The sequence below is a fragment of the Pseudonocardia sp. Ae505_Ps2 genome, assembly GCF_001932425.1.
Classification (GTDB): domain Bacteria; phylum Actinomycetota; class Actinomycetes; order Mycobacteriales; family Pseudonocardiaceae; genus Pseudonocardia.
Genome location: NZ_MCIP01000001.1, coordinates 3679248 through 3698158 on the forward strand (window position 1 = coordinate 3679248; position 18911 = coordinate 3698158).

Here is an 18911-nt window from a genome sequence, read left to right on the forward strand (position 1 = left end):
TCAGTCCGACAGCAGGGCGACGGGGATGTCGACGAGGCGGCTGCGCAGGTACTCGCCCAGGCCCTTGGCCTGCGGGTCGGGTCGGGTGGCCGAGGCGACCCCGGCGCCGAGGAGCCCGACCACGACGACGTTCAGCGCGCGCAGGTTGGGCAGGTCGAAGCGGCGGATCTCCAGCTCGGCCGCCTCCGGGAGCAGCTCGCGCACGCGTTCGACCGTGAGATGGCCGCGGAGCCACTCGTACTCGGCATCGGTCCGGGTCCAGACGCCGATGTTGGCGTTGCCGCCCTTGTCCCCGGACCGGGCCGCCGCGATCTCGCCCAGCGGGAGCCTGCGGGTGGGGCCCTCGACCGCCGCCGGCACGACGGGCGCGGCCGCCCCGGGCACCTCACCGGTGACCGGGGCGTGGGGCACGGCTCTCGTGGTGCCGTCGGGCAGCGTGACCAGATGCCGGACCTCGGAGGCGGGCACGAGGGTGGGCCAGTAGACGCCGAAGGCGCTCTCGGCCGTGGGTGGGGTCGTGGTGTGGAACCCCGGGTAGCCGCCGAGTGCGAGTTCCATCGTCGTATTGGAGAAGGCCCGGCCGACCTTGCGCCGGTCGGGGTCCTTGACCGTGACCCGCAGGTGCGCGGTGGCCTGGGCGTTGGTGGGGGCGTCCGGGTGGTCGAAGCGCAGCAGCTGCACGTCGAACTCCGCGAAGCGGTCCCGTCCGCCGAGCAGCTCCACGAGCTGCTGCTCCGCCCAGGCCGCCTTCTCCTCGATGCGGGTGCCGGTCAGGACGAGGGTCATGGTGTTGCGGTAGCCGCCCTCGTAGTTCAGGGCCACCTTCAGCTGGTCCGTGGGCGCGCTGCCCCTGACCCCGGAGATCCGGACCCGGTGCTCCCCCTCCTGGGCCAGGTACAGGGAGTCGAAGTGCGCCACCGCGTCCGGGCCGAGGTAGGCGGGCTCCCCGATCTCGTAGAGCAGCTGCGCGGTGACGGTGCCCGGCGAGACCAGGCCCCCGGTGTCGGGCTGCTTGGTGATCACGCTGGAGCCGTCGGCGGCGATCTCGGCGAGGGGGAAGCCGGGGTAGCGGCGGTCGGTGACCTCCTCGAAGAAGGAGTAGTTGCCGCCGGTGGCCTGGGGCCCGCACTCGATCACGTGTCCGGCGGCCATGGCGCCGGCGATGGCGTCGAAGTCCGTCTGCTCCCAGCCGTGCCACCAGGCTGCGGGGCCGACGACGACGGACGCGTCGGTGACCCGCCCGGTGACGACGATGTCGGCCCCGGCACGCAGGGCCTCGGTGATGCCCCAGGCACCCAGGTAGGCGTTGGCGGACACGGGGTTCACCCCGGCGTCGGCGAGCGTGGCGCCGGTGTCGAGGTGGGCCAGGGCGTGACCGGCGGCCTGGATCTCGTCGAGGCGCTCGACGAGGTCGTCACCGTGCACGTAGGCGATCCTCGGGGCGAGGCCGAGGCGTTCGGCCAGGGCGGCCAGGTCGGTGGCCAGCCCGGCGGGGTTGAGTCCGCCCGCGTTGGACACGATCCTGACGCCCCGGTCCAGACAAGTGCCCAGGACGTGCTCGACCTGGGTGAGGAAGGTCCTGGCGTAGCCGCCGTTCGGGTCCTTCTGCCGGGCCTTGTACAGGATGAGCATGGTGAGTTCGGCGAGGTAGTCGCCGGTCAGGACGTCGATCGGCCCGCCCTCGACCATCTCCCGGGCGGCGCTGATGCGGTCGCCGTAGAAGCCGGAGCAGTTGCCGATCCGTACCGGGCGGCTCGGGTCGGGGGTCATCGGAGCCCTCCAGTGCGTGCCGGTTCGGGAGCGGGTCGGGTCGGCTCGGCGACCGCGCCGGAGGCGCGGCCCGGTCCGGGCGGGTTGGCGAACGCCTGCGCGATGGAGATCCACTCTGCTGCGACCGGCCCGCTGACCTGCAGGTCGGTGTCGGAGGGGTGCCTGCGCTGGGTCACCGTGAGACAGAAGCCCAGCGCGGAGCCGGTGACCCGGTCCGTCGCGTCCTCGGGGCCCCAGGTCCAGGTGTCCCCGGAGGGGGCCGCGAGCTCGACCCGTACCGGGGTCGTCGGGATCTTGCGCCCGTTGTTGAGGTAGGTGAAGCCGAAGGTCTGCACGCCGAGGTGGGCGACGTGGCGGAGCCGGTCGGTGGGCTCGCGCCGGTAGCCGAGGGTGTCGGCGACGTCCTGGCCGTGTGCCCAGGTCTCCATCAGCCGCGCGGTCACGCAGGACAGTGCGCTCATGTCCGGCCCGTACCAGGGCAACCGCGCCTTGGGCGCCGCGTCGCGGAACGCGTCGACCAACGCGGCGCGCGCCCGCGCGAACCAGGCCCGCACCTCGTCGGCGGGCAGCGAGGCGTGCTCCGCGGCGATCCGGTCGGGGAAGGATGGGCCCTCCGCCGTGAGCACTGCCGCGTCCCGCCGGAACGCCTCGGGATCGACGACGGCCTGGGTGGCGGTCTCGTCGAAGTAGGCCAGGTGGGTCAGCTGGTCCCGGATGGTCCAGCCCGCGGCCGGGGTGGGTGCGGAGAAGCCAGCGTCGTCGAGGTCGGCGATCATCGCCGCGACCACGCGGGACTCGGCCTCCAGGTCGTCGAGCACCTGGTCGAGGAGGCCGGCCATCAGATGCCCTGCCATACGGGAGCGCGCTTCTCGCGGAAGGACAGCGGCCCCTCCTGAGCGTCCTTCGACAGGTACACCGGCTCCCAGATCTCCTCGGCCAGGTCGTAGGCCTCGGCGCGGGTGTGGCTGGCGGACAGGTACGCCGTGCGCTTGGCGGCGAGCACCGACAGCGGCGCGTTGGCGGCGATCCGCTCGGCCAGCGCCTGGGTGTGCGTGCGCAGCTCGTCGGCGGGCACGACGTCGTTGACCAGGCCGTAGCCCTGAGCCTCCGTGGCGCCGATCGGGTCGCCGGTGAGCAGGATCTTCATTGCGACGCGGGGTGGGACCAGCCAGGACAGCGGCGCCGCCCACGGGGATCCCCGGCCGATCTTGACCTCGGAGATCGCGAAGCGGGCGTGCTCGGCGGCGACGACGAGATCGCACTGTTGGGCGAGCAGGAACCCACCGCCGTAGGCGATGCCGTTGACCGCGGCGATCGTCGGCTTGGGCACGTCGATGTTGCGGCCGAGCTGGGGCAGGAAGTCCGGCGGCGGCACCTGCAGGGCGACGTCGTTCATCTCCTTCAGGTCGCCGCCCGCGCAGAAGGCCTTCTCACCGGATCCGGTGAGGACCAGGACCTTCGCCGTGTCGTCGGCGTTGAACCGGCGGACGCCGTCGAACAGACCCTCACGGACCGCCCTGCTCAGCGCGTTGCGCGCGTCCGGGCGGTCGATGGTCAGCCAGGCGACGCCGTCGGTCACCTCGTAGGTCACGTCGCTCATGTCAGGCCTCCACCTCGTCGATGACGGCGAGGACCTCGCCGGACTCCACGGTGTCGCCGACCCGGACCCCCAGCTCGGTGACGGTGCCCGCCACGGGAGCACGCACGGAGTGCTCCATCTTCATCGCCTCGAACACCACGACGACCGCACCCTGCTCGACCTGTTCCCCGACCTCGGCCGCGACCCGCAGGACGGTGCCGGGCATGGGCGCGAGCAACGAGCCGGGCGCGGCGTCGGTCCCGGGCTCGGGGAGCCGCGGTCGCTCGACGAGTGTGGTGCCGCCGAGGACGCTGTCCACGTAGGCGGTGTCGCCGACGCGGTGCACCCGCACGGCCCGGCGGATGCCGCCGACCCGGAGGTCGACGAGGTCGTCGGTGGCCTCGATGACGGCGACGTCGGCCAGGCCGGTCGCGTTGACGCTCGCCGTCAGGGCGCCGCGGACGAGCCGGTAGGTCACGTCGATCTCGTGGTCGCCCCACCGGTACTCGGCGTGCTGGGGGGCGCTGCGGACGTTCCGCCAGCCCGTCGGGACCGGTCGCTGCACCCGGGCTCCCGCGCGACGGCCGGACTGCTCGGCCAGGGCCGCCGCGAGTGCGTGGACCGCGAGGGTGTTCTCGTCCGGGGTGCCGACGAGCGCGGTGGGCTCGTGCCGGCTCAGATAGCCGGTGTCGGTCCTCCCGGCCAGGAACTCCGGCTCGCGCAGGATCGCGACGAGCAGGTCCCGGTTGGTGACCAGACCGTGCACCTCGGCCTCGGACAGCGCCCGGGCGAGCCTGCGCGCGGCCTCGGTGCGGGTGCGGCCGTGCGCGATGACCTTGGCCAGCATGGGGTCGTAGTGCGTGCCGACGACCGAGCCGTCCCGCACACCGGTGTCCACCCGTACGCCGGGCAGGGCCGGTACGTGGAAGCGGCGCAGGGTGCCCGAGCCGGGCAGGTAGTCCTGGGTCGGGTCCTCGGCGTAGAGCCGGGCCTCGATCGCGTGGCCGCTGATCGTGGCCCCCGTGACCTCCGGGGGCAGCGGCTCGCCCTCGGCGACCGCGATCTGCAGCGCCACCAGGTCCAGGCCGGTGATCTCCTCGGTGACCGGGTGCTCGACCTGCAGCCGGGTGTTGACCTCGAGGAAGAAGAACTCTCCGTTCTGCGCCATGACGAACTCGACGGTCCCGGCGCCGGTGTAGCCGATGGCCGCGCCCGCGGCGACGGCCGCGTCCCCGAGCTGGGCCCGCAGTGCCTCGTCGACCGCGGGGGAGGGGGCCTCCTCGACGATCTTCTGGTAGCGGCGCTGGATCGAGCACTCGCGTTCGAACAGGTGCACCACGGTGCCGTGGGTGTCGCCGAAGATCTGCACCTCGACGTGGCGCGGGTCCTCCACGAACCGCTCGAGGAACACCGTGCCGTCGCCGAAGGCCGACGCGGCCTCACGACGGGCGCCGAGAACGGCGTCGACCACCTCGTCGGCGGAGCGGACGATCCGCATGCCGCGACCGCCGCCGCCGAAGGCGGCCTTGACCAGCAGCGGGTAGCCGATCCCACCGGCCAGCTCGCGGACCTCGTCGGGGGCCGGGTCGGAATCGATCGTGGCGCCGGGAAGGACGGGGACGCCGGCCTTCTCCATCAGTTCCTTCGCCGCGATCTTCGACCCCATCGCCTCGATGGCCTCGACCGGCGGGCCGACGAAGGTGATCCCGGCTGCTGCGCAGGCACGGGCGAAGTCGGCGTTCTCGGACAGGAACCCGTAGCCCGGGTGGATGGCGTCGGCACCGGTGAGCCGCGCGGCCTCGATGATCAGCTCGGTCCTCAGGTAGGTCTCCGACGGGGCGGCACCGGGGAGCCGCACCGCCTCGTCGGCGGCATCGACGAACAGCGTGTCGGCGTCCGGGTCGGAGTGGACGGCGACGGTGGCGATGTCCAGTGCACGGGCGGAGCGGATGATCCGCTCGGCGATCTCCCCGCGGTTGGCCACCAGCAGTTTGTGGATGGTCATGTCCTCACTCACATCCGGAAGACGCCGTAGCCACGCTGGCCGGCGACGATGTTGGAGTGTGCGGTCGACAGGGCGATGCCGAGCACGGTGCGGGTGTCGCGGGGGTCGATCAGGCCGTCGTCGTAGAGCCGGGCGGTGACGAAGAACGAGTGCGACTCGGACTCGATCTGGGCCTCGATGGCGGCCCGGTTGCGCTCGTCGGCCTCGGCGTCGAACTCGCGGCCCGACGACGCGGCGGAGGCCTTCGCGACGATCGACATCACGCCGGCGAGCTGGGTGGCCCCCATGACCGCGAGCCGCGAGCCCGCCCAGGCGAACATCAGCCGGGGGTCGTAGGCGCGTCCCGACATCCCGTAGTTCCCGGCGCCGAACGAGGCTGCCAGGTTCATCGTGATGTGCGGGACCTTGCTGTTGGCCACCGAGTTGATCATCTTGGAGCCGTCCTTGATGATCCCGCCCTGCTCGTAGCTCTTGCCGACCATGTAGCCGGTGGTGTTCTGCAGGAAGATCAGCGGCGTGTCCGTCTGGTTGGCGAGCTGGATGAACTCGCTGGCCTTCTTGGCCTCCTCGCTGAACAGGACGCCGCGGGCGTTGGCGAGGATGCCGACGGGGTAGCCGTGGATCGAGGCCCACCCGGTCACGAGGCTGGTTCCCCACAGCGGCTTGTACTCACCGAAGCGGGAGCCGTCGACCACGCGGGCGATGACCTCGCGCGGGTCGAAGGGCACCTTGATGTCCGCCGGCGCGATGCCGAGGAGCTCGTCGGGGTCGTAGAGCGGCTCGTCGGCCGGGAGGGTGGGGCCGGGGCCCAGCTTGTGCCAGTGGAGCTCGGAGACGATCCGGCGGCCGATCCGGATGGCGTCCCGTTCGTCGACGGCGAAGTGGTCGCAGAGCCCGGAGACCTTCGCGTGCATGGCCGCGCCGCCGAGTTCCTCGTCGTCGGCGTCCTCGCCGGTGGCCATCTTGACCAGCGGGGGGCCGCCGAGGAACACCTTGGCCTGCTGGTCGACCATCACCGCGTAGTCACACATCCCCGGCACGTAGGCGCCGCCCGCGGTGGAGTTGCCGAACACCAGCGCGATCGTCGGGATCGCCATCGAGGAGAGCTCGGTGAGGTCGTGGAAGATCTTGCCCGCGTGGACGAAGAGCTCGGACTGGGTCGGCAGGTCCGCTCCGCCGGACTCCACCAGGTTGATCGTGGGGAGCCGGTTGATCCGGGCGATCTCCAGGGCACGCAACGTCTTCTTCAGCGAGTAGGGGTTCATCGCGCCGCCGCGCACGGTGGGGTCGTGGGCGATGATCATGCACTCGACGCCGGAGACGACACCGATCCCGGTCACGATCGAGGCGCCGACGGGGAACTGGGTGCCCCAGGCGGCGAGCGTGGACAGCTCGAGGAAGCTCGCGTCCCGGTCGAGGAGCAGCTCGATGCGCTCGCGCACGAGGAGGCGGCCGCGGTCGCGGTGGCGCTTCTGGTAGCGCTCACCACCTCCGGCGATGGCAGCCTGGACCTGCTCGTCGAGTTCGGCGAGAACCTGCTCGGAGTGCTTGCGGTTGGCGAGGTAGACCTCGTCGGAGGTGTTCAGCGCGGAGCGCAGGACGGTCGTCATCGGACGCTCCTTCTAGTACGAGCGGGTCAGACCCAGGCTGTGCTGGGCGACGAAGTTCAGGACCATCTCGCGGCTGACCGGCGCGATCCGCAGCAGGCGCGAGATGCCCCAGTAGGGCAGCAGGCCGTACTCGGTGGCCAGACCGTTGCCGCCGTGGGTCTGGATCGCGGCCTCGACCGCGGCGCCCGCGGCCTCGGCGGCGGCGTACTTCGCCATGTTCGAGGCCTCGCCCGCGGGGAGTCTCTCGTCGTGCAGCCAGGCGGCCTTGGACGTCATCAGGGCGGCGAGGTCGGTCTCGATGCGGGCCTTGGCCAGTGGGTGTGACACACCCTGGTGGCTCGCGATCGGGGCGTCCCAGACCGTGCGGCTCGTGGCGTAGTCCGAGGCCTGGGCGAGCACGTGGCGGGCCACACCGACACAGACCGCCGCGCCGGTGATCCGCTCCGGGTTCAGCCCGTGGAAGACCTGGTGGAAGCCCTGGCCCTCCTCGCCGACCAGCGCGCTCGCGGGCAACCGCATGTCGTCGAAGTGCAGCGTGAACTGCTTCTCCGGCAGCATCGCCGACACCGGGAGCGGGGTCCTGTGGAGGCCCGGAGTGTCGGTGGGCACGAGGAACAGCGAGAGCGTGCCCTTACCGGTGGCCTCGTCCTTGCCGGTGCGGGTGACCAGCAGGATCGCCTCGGCCTCGTCCACCCCGGAGATGTAGTACTTGGCCCCGTTGACCACCCAGTCACCGCCGTCGCGGGTGGCGACGGTGGAGAGCTTGTGGGTGTTGGATCCCGCGTCGGGCTCGGTGATCGCGAAGACCACCTTGGACTCACCGGAGGCCATGCGCGGCAGGTAGTGCTGCTTCTGCTCGGCGGTGCCGAAGTCGGCGATCATCTCCCCGGAGATGGCTGCCGAGACCAGCAGCAGCAACAGCGGACAGCCCGCCGCGGCGGTTTCCTCACAGACCATCGCGAGCTCTGCCATGCCCGCGCCCCCGCCGCCGTACTCCTCCGGCAGGTTGATGCCGAGGAACCCGCTCGCGCCGAGCTCGGACCACAGCTCGGTGGTCGGCTCACCGGCCTCGGCCCGCGGCACGTAGTACTCCGGACCGAACTTGGCGGTGATCGCCCGCACCGTCTCTCGCAGGTCCCTGTGCTCGGAGCTCTCGCGAAAGTCCACACCGACTCCTCTGTCCTCTGCGTAGGGGCGGACGACGACGTCCGCTGAGTGCATCATCGTTCACTAAGTCGGAGGTGGCAAGTCTCGGCGCCGAGTGCGCGGTGAGCTGCTGCTCATCTCGATTGATCTCGGGTGAGAGGTCGCCGGGGTGGGTGGGTGGTCCGCCGGTCACGTTGTGAATTGCTGGTGACTAGGGGGTTGTGATGTACGTCGTGTGACGCGATGCTGTGCGCCGTCAGGTGGATCGGCAAGGAGGCTGGTGTGGACCTGCAGGGACAGCTCGAGAAGATCGACGTCACCCGTCTGCGCGGACGGCGCGCGGTGAACCGGTGGGAACGGACCTCGGTCGGGGACGTGTTCGAGCGTCTGACCTGGAGCTACCCGGACAAGATCGCGATCACCGGCCGCCTCGGTGCGCACGGTGAGGAGCGGTTCGCCTCCGTCACCTACCGTGAGGCGGACGAGATCACCGGCCAGGTCGCCCACGCCCTGGCGGCTGCGGGGCTCGAGCCGGGGGCGAGGGTTCTCCTGTTCAGCGAGAACTCGGTCGAGGCCTACCTGGCGAAGATCGGTGTCGCGAAGGCGGGGATGGTGGTGGTGCCGGTCAACCCGGCCCTCGCCCCGGACGTGCTCGAGCACCTGATCCGTCAGGTCGAGCCGGGTCTGGCGATCGTCGACGCCGAGCTGTGGCCGCGCGCCGAGGCCGCCTTCGCCGCGACCGGCCTGCGGGTCGGCGCCACGATCACCATCGGCGGCGACCCGGTGGCGGGGAGTGTGGCGTTCGGGGCGTTCCTGGACGGCATGCCGACCACCGAGCCCGACGTCGAGATCCACGCCGACGACATCTGGCAGATCCTCTACACCTCGGGCACCACGGCGATGCCCAAGGGTGCGATGATCTCGCACGGCTCGAGCCATCTCGCCGCCCTGAACTTCACGGTGTCGCTGACCCGTGGGCTCGCTGTCGAGGCCGACCTCAGGGTCGCCACCCACCTGCCGATGATCTACCACGTGGGTGACCAGGTCTTCACCCTGTCCGCGTTCCTGGCGGGTGGGTCCCTCGTCCTGGGACGCCGCCCGGTGCCCGACCAGGTCGCTGCGACGGTCGCGGCCGAGCGCCCCACCGCGCTGTGGGCGGGCTCCCCGCAGTTCGTCACGGCCGTCGTCGGCGAGGCCCGCCGTTCCGGCGCGGACCTGTCCAGCCTGACCGTGCTGGTCTACGGCTGGGGTGCACTCGAGCCCGCGGTGTACGCGGCGTTGCAGGCCGAGGCCCCAGGCCTGGTGGTGCTGGGGATCTTCGGACAGACCGAGGCGATCGCCTGCCACCGGTTCTGGCCCGCGAAGTGGCACGAGATCTACGAGCGCACCGCCCCGGCCGTCAACTACGTCGGCGTCCCGAGCCCGCTGCTCGCCTCCGACGTCGTCGACGAGACGGGCGCGTCGGTGCGTCGGAGCCCGGGTGTCCCGGGGGAGGCGGTGTACCGCAGTCCGACCGTCACGGCGGGCTACTACCTCGACGAGCAGGCGACCCGGGAGGCGTTCCGCGGTGGCTGGTTCCACTCCGGGGACAGCACCTCGGTCGACGAGGACGGCCTGCGGATCATGGTCGACCGGTTCAAGGACATCGTGAAGTCCGGTGGCGAGAACGTCTCCAGCCTGCGGGTGGAGTCCGTCCTGCACGGGCACCCGGCGGTCGAGAAGGCGGCGGTGATCGGCCTGCCGCACGAGCACTGGGGCGAGGCGGTCACGGCGGTCGTGGTGCTGAGAGAGGGAGCCGAGGCAGCGGAGGAGGAGATCCTCGCGCACTGCAGGGCGAAGCTGGGGGGCTACGAGACGCCCAAGGCGGTCGTGTTCGCCGACGCCCTTCCCGAGACCGTGGGCGGCAAGATCCTCAAGTACAAGCTCCGCCGGCAGCATCACGCCCTCTTCGCGCAGGCCTGAGCGAGCACCGGGTGGAGCACACGGAGACCGGTCCGGGTCACGCCTCCGTCGCGCCCGGTCCGGTGCGTGGACGCGGTGAGGCGGTCGAGCGACGTGGGGACCTGATCGAGCTGCAGGTCGTCGACTCGGTCGCGCTGGTCCGTCTCAACCGGCCGCAGCGGCTCAACGCACTCTCCGACGGACTCCTGCACCTGCTCGAGGAGACCGTCGAGGAGGTGGAGGCGGACGAGGGTATCCGCGCCATGGTGATCACGGGGACGGGGTCGGCCTTCTGTACCGGCGCCGACCTCGGGCAGCTCCTGGAGCGGCTCGACGGACGGCAGGGCGAGATCCTGGACTTCGTCCGACGCGCCGGGCGTACCTTCCGCAGGCTCGAGACCTCCCGGCTGCCCGTCGTCGCCGCGGTCAACGGCACCGCGATCGCCGGTGGATTCGAGCTGGTCCTGGCATGCGACGTGGTGTTCGCGGCCGCGGAGGTACGCATGGGCGACGGCCACCTCCGCTACGGGGTGCTGCCTGGTGGCGGAGGAGCGGTCCGGCTGGAGCGGAAGATCCCGGCGAATGCCGCCCGGCGGCTGCTGCTCACCGGCGATCTGGAGTCCGCCGAGCACTTCCGGGAGTGGGGTCTGGTCCAGGAGATCGTGCCGGCCGCCGGGCTGGTGGACCGGGCACTCGCGTTCTCCCGGAGGCTGGCGACCCGCAGCGCACGCGGTCTGGCCGAGGTGAAACGCGTTGCGACCACGGCCCGGGACCTCCCGACCGAGGAGGCCCTGGAGCTCGAGTACGGGACGTTCGCCGGCCACGTCGCCTCCGAGGACCTGCGCGATGGGCTGCGTGCCTTTCGCGATCGAACCCGATGATGACCGCCGTTCGGTCGGAGAAGGTCATGAGCACCGAGGCGGTTCCGGTCCCCGGTCGCTGCCACGTACCCGACGACCCCGGCTGACGTTCCTCCTCGGTGGACACGAGTCGGGCTTCCGGATCGAGGTGGTGGACAGTCGCTCCCGACGTTGGGGGAGCGGGGCTGTCGGTCCTCGCAGAGGCCGATCCGGCAGGACGGGGACCGGAGCCCGCACGTCCGCCCGCGCTCACGTCCGATCGGCGCGGTGCCTACCCGTGAGGCGCGGGTCGGCAAGTCCATGGCCCATGACGCAGTGCGGGGCCCAGCCCGACGGCTGGGCCCCGCACCTACAGAGACGGTTCGACTGGTCCCGACGTCCGGGCGCTTCTCTCATGACCACACTCCCGCCCGTCTCGATCCTTCGTCGTCCCGCGGAGCGGCGTGGCGACTGATGATCGAAGGTGCGGTCCTGTCCCTGCCGTTCTCACACAGGGTTGCCCGCGGTCTCCGTGGCGGTCACCGCCGCGGGCACCGGCTCGCGCGGCACCAGCAGCATCAGGAGGGCACCGGCGACGGCGAGGCAGGCCATCACGACGAACCCACTGGTGAAGGTGCCCGTGCCCGCGACGATGAAGCCCATCACCGAGGGGGCCACGATGCCGGACGAGGCGAACGCGGCGTCGGCGAACCCGGCTGCGCTGCCCGGCTGGTCCGGGGCGGCGTCGATCGCGGCGACCCACCAGATCCCGCCGGTGACGAAGCCGAAACCGACCCCGAGTGAGATCGAGATCAGTGCGACGGTGAGCGTCGGCGAGATCGCCAGCGGCACCAGCGAGCAGCCCGCGAGCAGCAGGGCCACGCCCATCACCGCGAACCGGCTGCGCACCCGCGGGCTGCGCCGGTAGACCCGGTCGACGATGACGCCGCCGGCCAGTGAGGTGTTCTCAGTAGCGGGTTGATCATGTCGTGCGGTCGTACTCGGTGTGGAGTAGTACGAGCGCAGCTGCGGTGATCGCGCCGGTGCGCCAGGGACATAGCGTGACTCGCCGCAACGCGGCGAAGGTGGTCTTGAGCAGGGCGTTTCCGCGTTCGGCCAGAGCACGAAGGGCTGAGTGCAGGGTGTTGACGGTGCGCTGGTTGACCGTCTGCCCGCGGCCGGGGGCGAGTTTGATGGGCACGGTGAGCCGGTCGGCTTCGCCTTCGTAGCCGAGGTCGCCCAGCGCGGCGTGGGTGTCGTCGGTGAACGCGGCCAGGCCCTCGAGCAGCCCGGGGTGGGTACGGGCGCAGCGGGTGTCGTGCTCGCGGCCCGGCCGCACGTCGCTGGTCCATAGCGGCCATCCATCAGGTGCGGTGAGGACCTGGATGTTCCCGCCGTGGCGGCGGTGCTTGCCCGACCACCACAGGTCGACCCCGGGGGTGAGGCCGAGCGCGCGGCACCGGTCGGTGGCGATCAGGGTGCCGTCGAGATTCACGTGGGTGTGCCCGGCTGTGCGGGCGGCGAGCAGGGCTCCGTGCAGGCCGGGTGCGGCCGCGGCGAGGACGTCGATGCCTTCGTGCAGGTAACGGTAGGCCGTTGCAGTGCTGATCGCGTTGTCACCGGCCGAACATCGGACCCGGGTAGCATCACAGAACCAGCGGATCACCAGCACTGCCTGGGCGAACGGGGTCAACGCCCGCCGCCGGGTGCCACGTCGACGGCGTTGAAGGACCAGGAGCCGCGCCAGATAGGCCACGGTGCGCTCCCCGATCGGGAGGACAGCGGTGTAGGTGACAGGATCAGACATGCAGGACCTCGGTGACGGTGTCGATCTGTGCTGGACCGAACCGATCTACCGGGGTCCTGCCCCGTTCCCGCTCATCTCACCACCCTCGGCGTGTCGCCACGACCTGCCACCCCGCTACTGAGAACACCTCAGTGCGCCGACCATGCCGCACGCCCACGGCGCGACGGAGAACGCGCCGGCCTGCTTGACGCTGAGCCCGTAGGCGTCGGACAGGAACGAGGGCAGCCAGTACATGAAGCCCCAGAACATGAAGCCCCAGGCGAAGTAGCCGCCGGCGACGACCCAGAGGTTGCGGTTGGTCAGCAGCGGGCGCCACCGCACCCGGGAGCGGCCCGGCCCCGCGTCGGGCTCCTGCCCGGCGGCGATCAGCTCCCGCTCGGCGGCGTTCACCCGCGACGACTCCTCGGGCAGGTCACGCAGCAACGCCAGCGCGAACACCGCCCAGACCGCGCCGAAGATCGCCAGGGTCCAGAACATCCCGCCGCCGTGCTGACCGCCGAGCTGGCCGAACCGGCCCTCGATCACGGTCGGCGGCCCGGTTGCCGACGATCAACCTGCTGCACCTGTCGTCGGCCAAGGCGATGGAGGCGGCGATGCTCATGGCCCGGGCGTTCCCGCACGTGGACTTTCGCCGCGAGGTGACGATCGGCCACCTGCTCGCCGACGTCACCACCGCGGACGGGGTCGGCGGCAAGGTCAACCCGCCGCTGCGGCCCCGCGCCGACGTGGAGAAGCTGTGGGAGCACCTGCTCGCCGGTGACGTCAGCTGGGTCGTGTCCGACCACGCCTGCTGCAAGGAGGAGAAGAAGTTCGGCGCGGACCGCGACGACGTGTTCGCGGCGAAGTCCGGCTTCGGTGGCACCGAGTACCTGTTGCCCGGCCTCGTCGGCGAGGGTCGCAAGCGCGGCCTGTCGATGTCCCGGGTCGCTGAGCTGGTGTCCACCAACCCGGCCCAGCGCCTCGGGCTGCCCACCAAGGGCGACATCGCGCCCGGGTTCGACGCCGACATCGTGCTCGTCGACCCCGACCGCTCGGTCGTGGTGGACCCGGCCGACTCGGAGTCCACCCAGGAGTACACGCCCTTCCGCGGGATGGAGATCGGCGCGACGGTCGAGACCACCTTCCTGCGGGGCAGGCGGATCTTCGACGGCGGCACGGTCTGTGGGCAGCCGACGGGGCGCTACCTGCACCGCCCCACCGGCCGGTGAACCGGGCGGGTCAGCCCGCCTTCAGCGCCTCGTTGCGGGTCACCGTCCACGCGACCATCGCGCTGTCGAGGTAGGCGCGGACCTCGACGATGCGGGCGTCGGGCTCGGGGGAGTCGAAACGGCAGACCCAGCAGTAGTCGTTGTCGAAGGGGGCTCGGTCGAGGGTCGTCGACGTCGCGTGCAACTCGGCGACCGTGACGTCTCCCGCGACGTGCAGGTCGACCACCTCGAGCCGGACCCCGTCCCGCATGAGCGGGCTGAGGCGGTCGAAGGTCGCGGTGGTGAAGGCGGTCTTGGACGCGTAGTGCCCGGCGAGGGGATGGGTGCCCTCGACCGTCCAGGACACGTCGTCGGCCACCCGCTCGAAGAACGCCGCGGCCGTGGCGGGGTCGGCGAGGTGGGCGAACAGCTCGGTGCGGTCGGTGATCGTTTCGGAGATCGCGTCGTTGTGCATGGATCCAGTCTGGAGTCGGGCGACGGCGCCGGACGACCTAAGTTGCACCTCGTGACAACTACGCCGACGACGTCGGTCCTCGCACGCTCGGTCGTGGTCCTGGAGACGCTGGCGGGGATGGAGCAGCCGGCGTCGCTGCCCGCCGTCGCGGAGCGGCTGGGCGCACCGGTCAGCCAGACCTACCGCGTGCTGCGGGCCCTGCAGGAGGAAGGTTTCGTCGACCACGTCGGCCGCCGGGGGTACCGGGTCGGGACCCGGGCGATCGGGCTGGGTGCGCTGCTCGGCCCCTGGCCCGAGCTCCGCGCGCTCACCTACCCGGTCCTGGTCCGGCTCGCGGGTGGTACGTCGTTGAGCGCGCGGCTGCACGTGCGCAGCGGCTACGACCGGGTCCTGCTGCTGGCTGCCGTGCCTCCGCACGACCACGACCCGTCGTGGCGGACGCGGATCGGCGAGCGGTCACCGCTGACCCGGGGGTGCAGTGGCCGGGCCATCCTCGCCCACCTTCCCGAGTCGGAGATCGAGGCCGTCCTGGGGGCCCGCGCGGGGGAGGAGGACGGCACACTGCGCACGGAGCTGCGCCGCATCCGCGGCGACGGGTTCGCCTTCTCCTCCGCCGCCAATCACGCCGGTCGGCGTGGGATCTCGGTTCCGCTGACCTCGGCGTCGGAGGTGATGGGTGCGCTGTCGCTGTCCGGGCCCCAGGCCGCCGTCGACGAGGACGGTCTCCGGAGGCTCGCGGGCACGGTGCGGGCCGCCGCCGACGACATCGCGGGTCCGCTGTCGGCGATGCTGGGCCCCGACGCGACCCGACGCCGGTACGCGCTCGACGTCCTGCCGCCGGAGCACCCGCGGCTCGACCGCTGACGCACGGGCGGCGCGGGAGTACCGTGCGCCGGTGCGTGCACATCCGGTGGTCGCGGCCCTTCTCGGGCTGGTGCTGACGGGCGCCGTCGGATGCGCGCCGTCGCCCGCGGTCCCGGTGCCGGTGACCGCTCCGGCGACACCGGCACCGCTGCTGTCACCGCTCACCGGGTTGCCCTCCGAGCCGGGGGCACGGGTGTTCGCCGTGAAGATCGACAACACCGCGGCGGCGCGCCCGTGGGACGGCGTCGAGGCGGCCGACGTCGTCTACGTCGAGCCGGTCGAGGGTGGTCTCACCCGGCTGCTCGCGGTGTTCGCCTCGCAGCTGCCGCGCTCGGTGGGGCCGGTGCGCAGCGCCCGGGAGACCGACATCGGCGTCCTCGGCGCCTACGGCCGGCCCGCCCTCGTCTTCTCCGGCGCCGCGCCACCGGTCATGGACCGGCTCCGCGCCGCCGCGGTGGTCCCGGTCGTGTCCCGCGACCTGCCGGAGGCGTTCCGGCGTGACGACCGGCGGCCGGCGCCGCTGAACGTCTACGTGGACCTGACGGCACTGCGCGGACGGGTGCCGCAGGCGGGGCCGGTCCAGGACATCGGCCTGCGCTTCGGCCCGGCGCCGGACGGGGGAGCCCCCGTCCCGCAGCGCTCCGTCCGGGTCGGGGCCACCACCGTCACCGTCACCTGGAGCGCGCAGGACGACACCTGGACGGTCGCGACCGGCGACCGGACCGCGGTCTCCGGTCCGGACCGGAGACCGGTGCGGGCGGACACGGTGGTCGTGCAACGGGTCGCCGTCGCCGAGTCGTCGGTCCGCGACAGCGCCGGCTCGGTCTCCCCGATCGCGCTCACCGTCGGGGCGGGCGAGGCCGAGGTCCTGCGTGAGGGTCGTTCCTTCCCCGCACGGTGGTCCCGTCCCGCCGTCGCCGACCCCCTCCGTCTCACGACCCCCGACGGCCGTGAGATGCCCGTGCGTCCGGGGCACACCTGGGTGCTGCTCGCCGCGCGGTGACCGGCCGGACGGGCGGCCGTCACCCCTCCCTGTCCACCGGGGCCTGTGGTGCGGGCTCGCCGCGCAGCACGGCCGCGGCGCTGCGGACGGCGTCGACGATGAACTGGTACCCCGTGCACCGGCAGATGTTCCCCGAGATCGCCGCGCGGATCTCCTCGTCGCTGGGATCGGGGTTCTCCGCGAGGAACTCGGTGACCGTCAGCAGGATGCCGGGCGTGCAGAACCCGCACTGCAGGCCGTGGTGACGCCAGAACGCCTCCTGCAACGGATCCAGCTCACCGCCCTGTGCGAGTCCTTCGACGGTGGTGACCTCGCCGCCGTCGGCCTGGACCGCGAGGGTGCAGCAGGAGCGGGCCGTGCGGCCGTCGAGCAGGACGGTGCACGCCCCGCACCCCCCGTGCTCGCAGCCCAGGTGGACCCCGGTGGCGCCGCAGTCGCGGCGCAGGAAGTCGGACAGGGTGCGGCGCGGCTCGACGTGGTGGCGGACCGGCTGCCCGTTCACCGTCATGCGCACCGGACGTGCGGTGTCGGTGTGCTCCCCGGCGGTCCGGTCGGTGTCGGTCGGCGGGTGCTCGACCTGGTTACCGCGGGGGCGATCGACCCGGGCGTCGGGCTGGTCGTCGGGTGGCGCGAGATCCCGCGGGCGGCCCGGGGCGCTGCGCGGACGGACGGCGCCGGGCCGGGTCGTGGTCGACCTGACCCGGTGAGTCACCCGCACTCGGTCCCGGTGGCCGTGGGCACAGGACCGCGACACGGGCACGCGTCCCGGAGCGGTTCACGCTACTATCCCTGACGTGTCATCAGATCATGACGCTTCGGGCGGCGGCAAGGAAGCGGGCCTCGCCTTCGACGCGCTCGCCGATCCCGTCCGCCGGGAGATCCTCACGGTGCTCGCCGAGCAGGAGGAGTGCAGCGCCGGAGACCTCGCCGAGCGCATCACCTCCGTCGGGCGCACCGCGGTGTCCACCCACCTGCGGGTGCTGCGCGTCGCGGGGCTGGTCACCGAGCGACGCTCGGGCCGGTTCCGCTACTACGCGATCGATCCGCACGGTGCGGCGGCCGACGTGATCGCCCTGCTGCGGGCCTTGTTCCAGTCGACCCTCGACGAGATGGGGGCGGCGGTGGAGGATCAGGGCATGACGTATCGGGCCGACGCGACCGGATGACCGGCGTGTCGTCACACCGGCGCTGACCGTGGGGTCGATCGCGCTCGCGGTCGAGAGGTTCGCCGCCGCGGCCCCGACGGTGGTCTTCGACCGGTTCGGCACCGAGGGCGCCGGCTGGCTGTTCGACGCGGTCTGCGACCGGGTCGTCGTCGGTGCCCCGGTCGCGCTGCGCGCACCGATCGCCGGCGGGCCCCCGGTGGACGTGCTGGGCCGGATCAGCGACCTGCGTGTCTCCCGGGCCATCACCATCACCCACGACCAGCCCTGGCGGGGCCGCATCCGGCTGCGGTTCGACGACGCGCCCGGTGGGACCCGCGTCCGGCTCGACGCCGAGATCGACCGCCGTGGGCTGGAGTGGCTGATGCGCCGCCGCGGCCATCCGCTGCCCGACGGCCCCGCCGACGGACCGCGGATCGGGGTGATCACCAGCCGTTCCGGGTCGGGCAGCCTGTTCGCCTCGGCCGTGGGGAACGTGGCCGCGCTCGCCGTCGAGGAGATCGACGCCTCGGGCGGGATCGGGGGGCGACCGCTGGAGCTGCTGGAGGCCGACGACGCCACCGACCCCGGCACCGGGGCCCTGGAGGCGATGCGGCTGGTCCGGGCCGGCTGCCGCACGATCTTCCTGATGACGACCTCGGCGACCTACCACGCCGTCTCGGCCGCCCTGTCCGGGCAGGACGTGCTGGTCGTGCACACCAACATGAACGAGGGCGGCGGGGAGTCCCGTCTGCGGATCCGGCTGGGGGAGCGGCCGGCCACCCAGCTCGCGACGGCGGCCCGTCCGGTCATGCGCGCGGCCGGCGGCCGGCGCTGGTTCCTCGCGGGCAACGACTACGTGTGGCCACGCTCGGTCAACGCCGTCGCCCGCGAGATCCTCCCCGGCCAGGGGGCGGTGCTGGTCGGCGAGGGGTACGCCCCCCTCGGTGGCGGTGACGTCACCCCGCTCGTCGAGCGGATCGCCGCATCGGGTGCCGACGTCGTGCTGAGCACCTTCGTCGGCGCCGACGCCGCGGCCTTCGAGCGCCGGTGCCACGCGATGGGGCTGCGGGACCGCACGGTGAGCCTGGGGCCCGCCATGGACGAGGCGACCCTCGAACGGATCGGGTCGGCCGCGGCCGAGGGGATCCACGGGGTGTCCGGCTACTTCCAGCACCTGCAGACCGAGCGCAACGGGACGCTCCTGGAGCGGTACCGGCAGCGGTTCGGGCGGTGGGCGCCGCCGTTGTCGTCGCTGTCGGAGTCGATGTTCGAGGCGATCCACGTGTGGGCCGCGGCGGCCCGGAAGGTCCGCTCGACCGACCCGGTGGCCGTCGCCGACGAGATCCGGCGCGGCCGCTACGACCTGCCCCGCGGGACCCTGGACCTGCACGGCGAGCACCACGTCGACCAGTCGCTGTACCTGGCGGAGGCCCGCGGCACGACCTTCGGCTCGATGGGCGACGGCCCCGCGCACCCCTGACCACGCCGTGTTGCCGGCGTGGGTCGCCGTGTTTCCGGATCTTGTCAATGTGTCTGCAAG

18 protein-coding genes are annotated in these 18911 nt (G+C 72.2%); 7 read left to right on the forward strand and 11 right to left on the reverse strand.

The genetic code is table 11. From position 1 onward, the window contains the following. Genes Ae505Ps2_RS17660 through Ae505Ps2_RS17685 form a run of 6 tightly spaced genes read right to left on the reverse strand, consistent with a single transcriptional unit; the run spans position 1 to position 8131 of the window. A complete protein-coding gene (locus Ae505Ps2_RS17660) occupies positions 1 to 1770 on the reverse strand; it encodes an acyclic terpene utilization AtuA family protein (protein ID WP_075333175.1) in 1770 nt (589 codons plus the stop codon). After that, the gene (locus Ae505Ps2_RS17665) at positions 1767 to 2624 is read right to left on the reverse strand and encodes a TIGR03084 family metal-binding protein (RefSeq protein WP_233147484.1); all 858 of its coding nucleotides are present in this window, start codon (positions 2622 to 2624) and stop codon (positions 1767 to 1769) included. The genes Ae505Ps2_RS17660 and Ae505Ps2_RS17665 overlap by 4 nt, the downstream gene beginning before the upstream one ends. Next, a complete protein-coding gene (locus tag Ae505Ps2_RS17670) occupies positions 2609 to 3370 on the reverse strand; it encodes an enoyl-CoA hydratase-related protein (protein ID WP_020624311.1) in 762 nt (253 codons plus the stop codon). The genes Ae505Ps2_RS17665 and Ae505Ps2_RS17670 overlap by 16 nt, the downstream gene beginning before the upstream one ends. Position 3371: 1 nt before the next feature. Beyond that, positions 3372 to 5354: a biotin carboxylase N-terminal domain-containing protein gene (locus tag Ae505Ps2_RS17675; RefSeq protein ID WP_075311521.1), complete on the reverse strand. Its 1983-nt coding sequence runs from the start codon at positions 5352 to 5354 to the stop codon at positions 3372 to 3374. An 8-nt stretch (positions 5355 to 5362) separates the two neighbouring features. After that, positions 5363 to 6964, reverse strand: a complete 1602-nt coding sequence (locus Ae505Ps2_RS17680; protein WP_075553786.1) for a carboxyl transferase domain-containing protein — start codon at positions 6962 to 6964, stop codon at positions 5363 to 5365. A 12-nt stretch (positions 6965 to 6976) separates the two neighbouring features. Then, positions 6977 to 8131 carry an acyl-CoA dehydrogenase family protein gene (locus tag Ae505Ps2_RS17685; protein ID WP_020624314.1) on the reverse strand — a complete coding sequence of 385 codons (1155 nt, stop codon included), beginning with the start codon at positions 8129 to 8131 and terminating at the stop codon, positions 6977 to 6979. A 261-nt stretch (positions 8132 to 8392) separates the two neighbouring features. Here Ae505Ps2_RS17685 and Ae505Ps2_RS17690 point away from each other — a divergent pair, with 261 nt between their 5' ends. Together Ae505Ps2_RS17690 and Ae505Ps2_RS17695 are read left to right on the forward strand one after the other, a co-directional pair. Further along, complete coding sequence (locus Ae505Ps2_RS17690) at positions 8393 to 10072, forward strand: AMP-binding protein (RefSeq protein ID WP_075553787.1); 1680 nt, start codon at positions 8393 to 8395, stop codon at positions 10070 to 10072. 11 nt (positions 10073 to 10083) lie between these two features. Continuing rightward, positions 10084 to 10932 (forward strand): enoyl-CoA hydratase/isomerase family protein, encoded by an 849-nt coding sequence (locus tag Ae505Ps2_RS17695; RefSeq protein WP_170917055.1) that lies wholly within the window; start codon positions 10084 to 10086, stop codon positions 10930 to 10932. Between the two features lie 465 nt (positions 10933 to 11397). On the opposite strand, the gene Ae505Ps2_RS17700 is transcribed toward Ae505Ps2_RS17695, so the two are convergent. From Ae505Ps2_RS17700 to Ae505Ps2_RS17710, 3 genes are all read right to left on the reverse strand, one after another. Next, entirely contained in the window at positions 11398 to 11799 is a 402-nt protein-coding gene (locus tag Ae505Ps2_RS17700; protein WP_075311527.1) for a hypothetical protein, read from the reverse strand. A gap of 73 nt (positions 11800 to 11872) precedes the next feature. Next, the gene (locus Ae505Ps2_RS17705) at positions 11873 to 12697 is read right to left on the reverse strand and encodes a transposase family protein (RefSeq protein WP_075553319.1); all 825 of its coding nucleotides are present in this window, start codon (positions 12695 to 12697) and stop codon (positions 11873 to 11875) included. Between the two features lie 114 nt (positions 12698 to 12811). Then, the gene (locus tag Ae505Ps2_RS17710) at positions 12812 to 13222 is read right to left on the reverse strand and encodes an MFS transporter (RefSeq protein WP_075553788.1); all 411 of its coding nucleotides are present in this window, start codon (positions 13220 to 13222) and stop codon (positions 12812 to 12814) included. A 14-nt stretch (positions 13223 to 13236) separates the two neighbouring features. Here Ae505Ps2_RS17710 and Ae505Ps2_RS17715 point away from each other — a divergent pair, with 14 nt between their 5' ends. Further along, positions 13237 to 13905 carry an amidohydrolase family protein gene (locus Ae505Ps2_RS17715; protein WP_020627992.1) on the forward strand — a complete coding sequence of 223 codons (669 nt, stop codon included), beginning with the start codon at positions 13237 to 13239 and terminating at the stop codon, positions 13903 to 13905. A gap of 10 nt (positions 13906 to 13915) precedes the next feature. On the opposite strand, the gene Ae505Ps2_RS17720 is transcribed toward Ae505Ps2_RS17715, so the two are convergent. Beyond that, positions 13916 to 14359, reverse strand: a complete 444-nt coding sequence (locus Ae505Ps2_RS17720) for a hypothetical protein (protein WP_075305578.1) — start codon at positions 14357 to 14359, stop codon at positions 13916 to 13918. Between the two features lie 51 nt (positions 14360 to 14410). Here Ae505Ps2_RS17720 and Ae505Ps2_RS17725 point away from each other — a divergent pair, with 51 nt between their 5' ends. Continuing rightward, entirely contained in the window at positions 14411 to 15223 is an 813-nt protein-coding gene (locus Ae505Ps2_RS17725; protein ID WP_170917056.1) for an IclR family transcriptional regulator, read from the forward strand. Between the two features lie 31 nt (positions 15224 to 15254). Next, positions 15255 to 16226 (forward strand): DUF3048 domain-containing protein, encoded by a 972-nt coding sequence (locus Ae505Ps2_RS17730; RefSeq protein WP_075305580.1) that lies wholly within the window; start codon positions 15255 to 15257, stop codon positions 16224 to 16226. A 19-nt stretch (positions 16227 to 16245) separates the two neighbouring features. Here Ae505Ps2_RS17730 and Ae505Ps2_RS17735 read toward each other — a convergent pair whose 3' ends face one another. Continuing rightward, positions 16246 to 16734 carry a (2Fe-2S)-binding protein gene (locus Ae505Ps2_RS17735; RefSeq protein ID WP_075554261.1) on the reverse strand — a complete coding sequence of 163 codons (489 nt, stop codon included), beginning with the start codon at positions 16732 to 16734 and terminating at the stop codon, positions 16246 to 16248. Between the two features lie 286 nt (positions 16735 to 17020). Here Ae505Ps2_RS17735 and Ae505Ps2_RS17740 point away from each other — a divergent pair, with 286 nt between their 5' ends. Together Ae505Ps2_RS17740 and Ae505Ps2_RS17745 are read left to right on the forward strand one after the other, a co-directional pair. Continuing rightward, on the forward strand, positions 17021 to 17392 hold the full coding sequence (locus tag Ae505Ps2_RS17740; RefSeq protein WP_075305581.1) for a metalloregulator ArsR/SmtB family transcription factor: 372 nt from the start codon (positions 17021 to 17023) through the stop codon (positions 17390 to 17392). Positions 17393 to 17420: 28 nt separating this feature from the next. After that, on the forward strand, positions 17421 to 18851 hold the full coding sequence (locus Ae505Ps2_RS17745; protein WP_075553790.1) for a substrate-binding protein: 1431 nt from the start codon (positions 17421 to 17423) through the stop codon (positions 18849 to 18851). Positions 18852 to 18911: the final 60 nt, after the last annotated feature.

Excerpts from the sequence above, each read along its gene's own strand:
- Ae505Ps2_RS17670 (WP_020624311.1), bottom strand. The coding sequence starts at position 3,370 with ATGAGCGACGTGACCTACGAGGTGACCGACGGCGTCGCCTGGCTGACC.
- Ae505Ps2_RS17675 (WP_075311521.1), bottom strand. The coding sequence starts at position 5,354 with ATGACCATCCACAAACTGCTGGTGGCCAACCGCGGGGAGATCGCCGAG.
- Ae505Ps2_RS17660 (WP_075333175.1), bottom strand. The coding sequence starts at position 1,770 with ATGACCCCCGACCCGAGCCGCCCGGTACGGATCGGCAACTGCTCCGGC.
- Ae505Ps2_RS17735 (WP_075554261.1), bottom strand. The coding sequence starts at position 16,734 with ATGACGGTGAACGGGCAGCCGGTCCGCCACCACGTCGAGCCGCGCCGC.
- Ae505Ps2_RS17680 (WP_075553786.1), bottom strand. The coding sequence starts at position 6,964 with ATGACGACCGTCCTGCGCTCCGCGCTGAACACCTCCGACGAGGTCTAC.
- Ae505Ps2_RS17720 (WP_075305578.1), bottom strand. The coding sequence starts at position 14,359 with ATGCACAACGACGCGATCTCCGAAACGATCACCGACCGCACCGAGCTG.
- Ae505Ps2_RS17665 (WP_233147484.1), bottom strand. The coding sequence starts at position 2,624 with ATGGCAGGGCATCTGATGGCCGGCCTCCTCGACCAGGTGCTCGACGAC.
- Ae505Ps2_RS17705 (WP_075553319.1), bottom strand. The coding sequence starts at position 12,697 with ATGTCTGATCCTGTCACCTACACCGCTGTCCTCCCGATCGGGGAGCGC.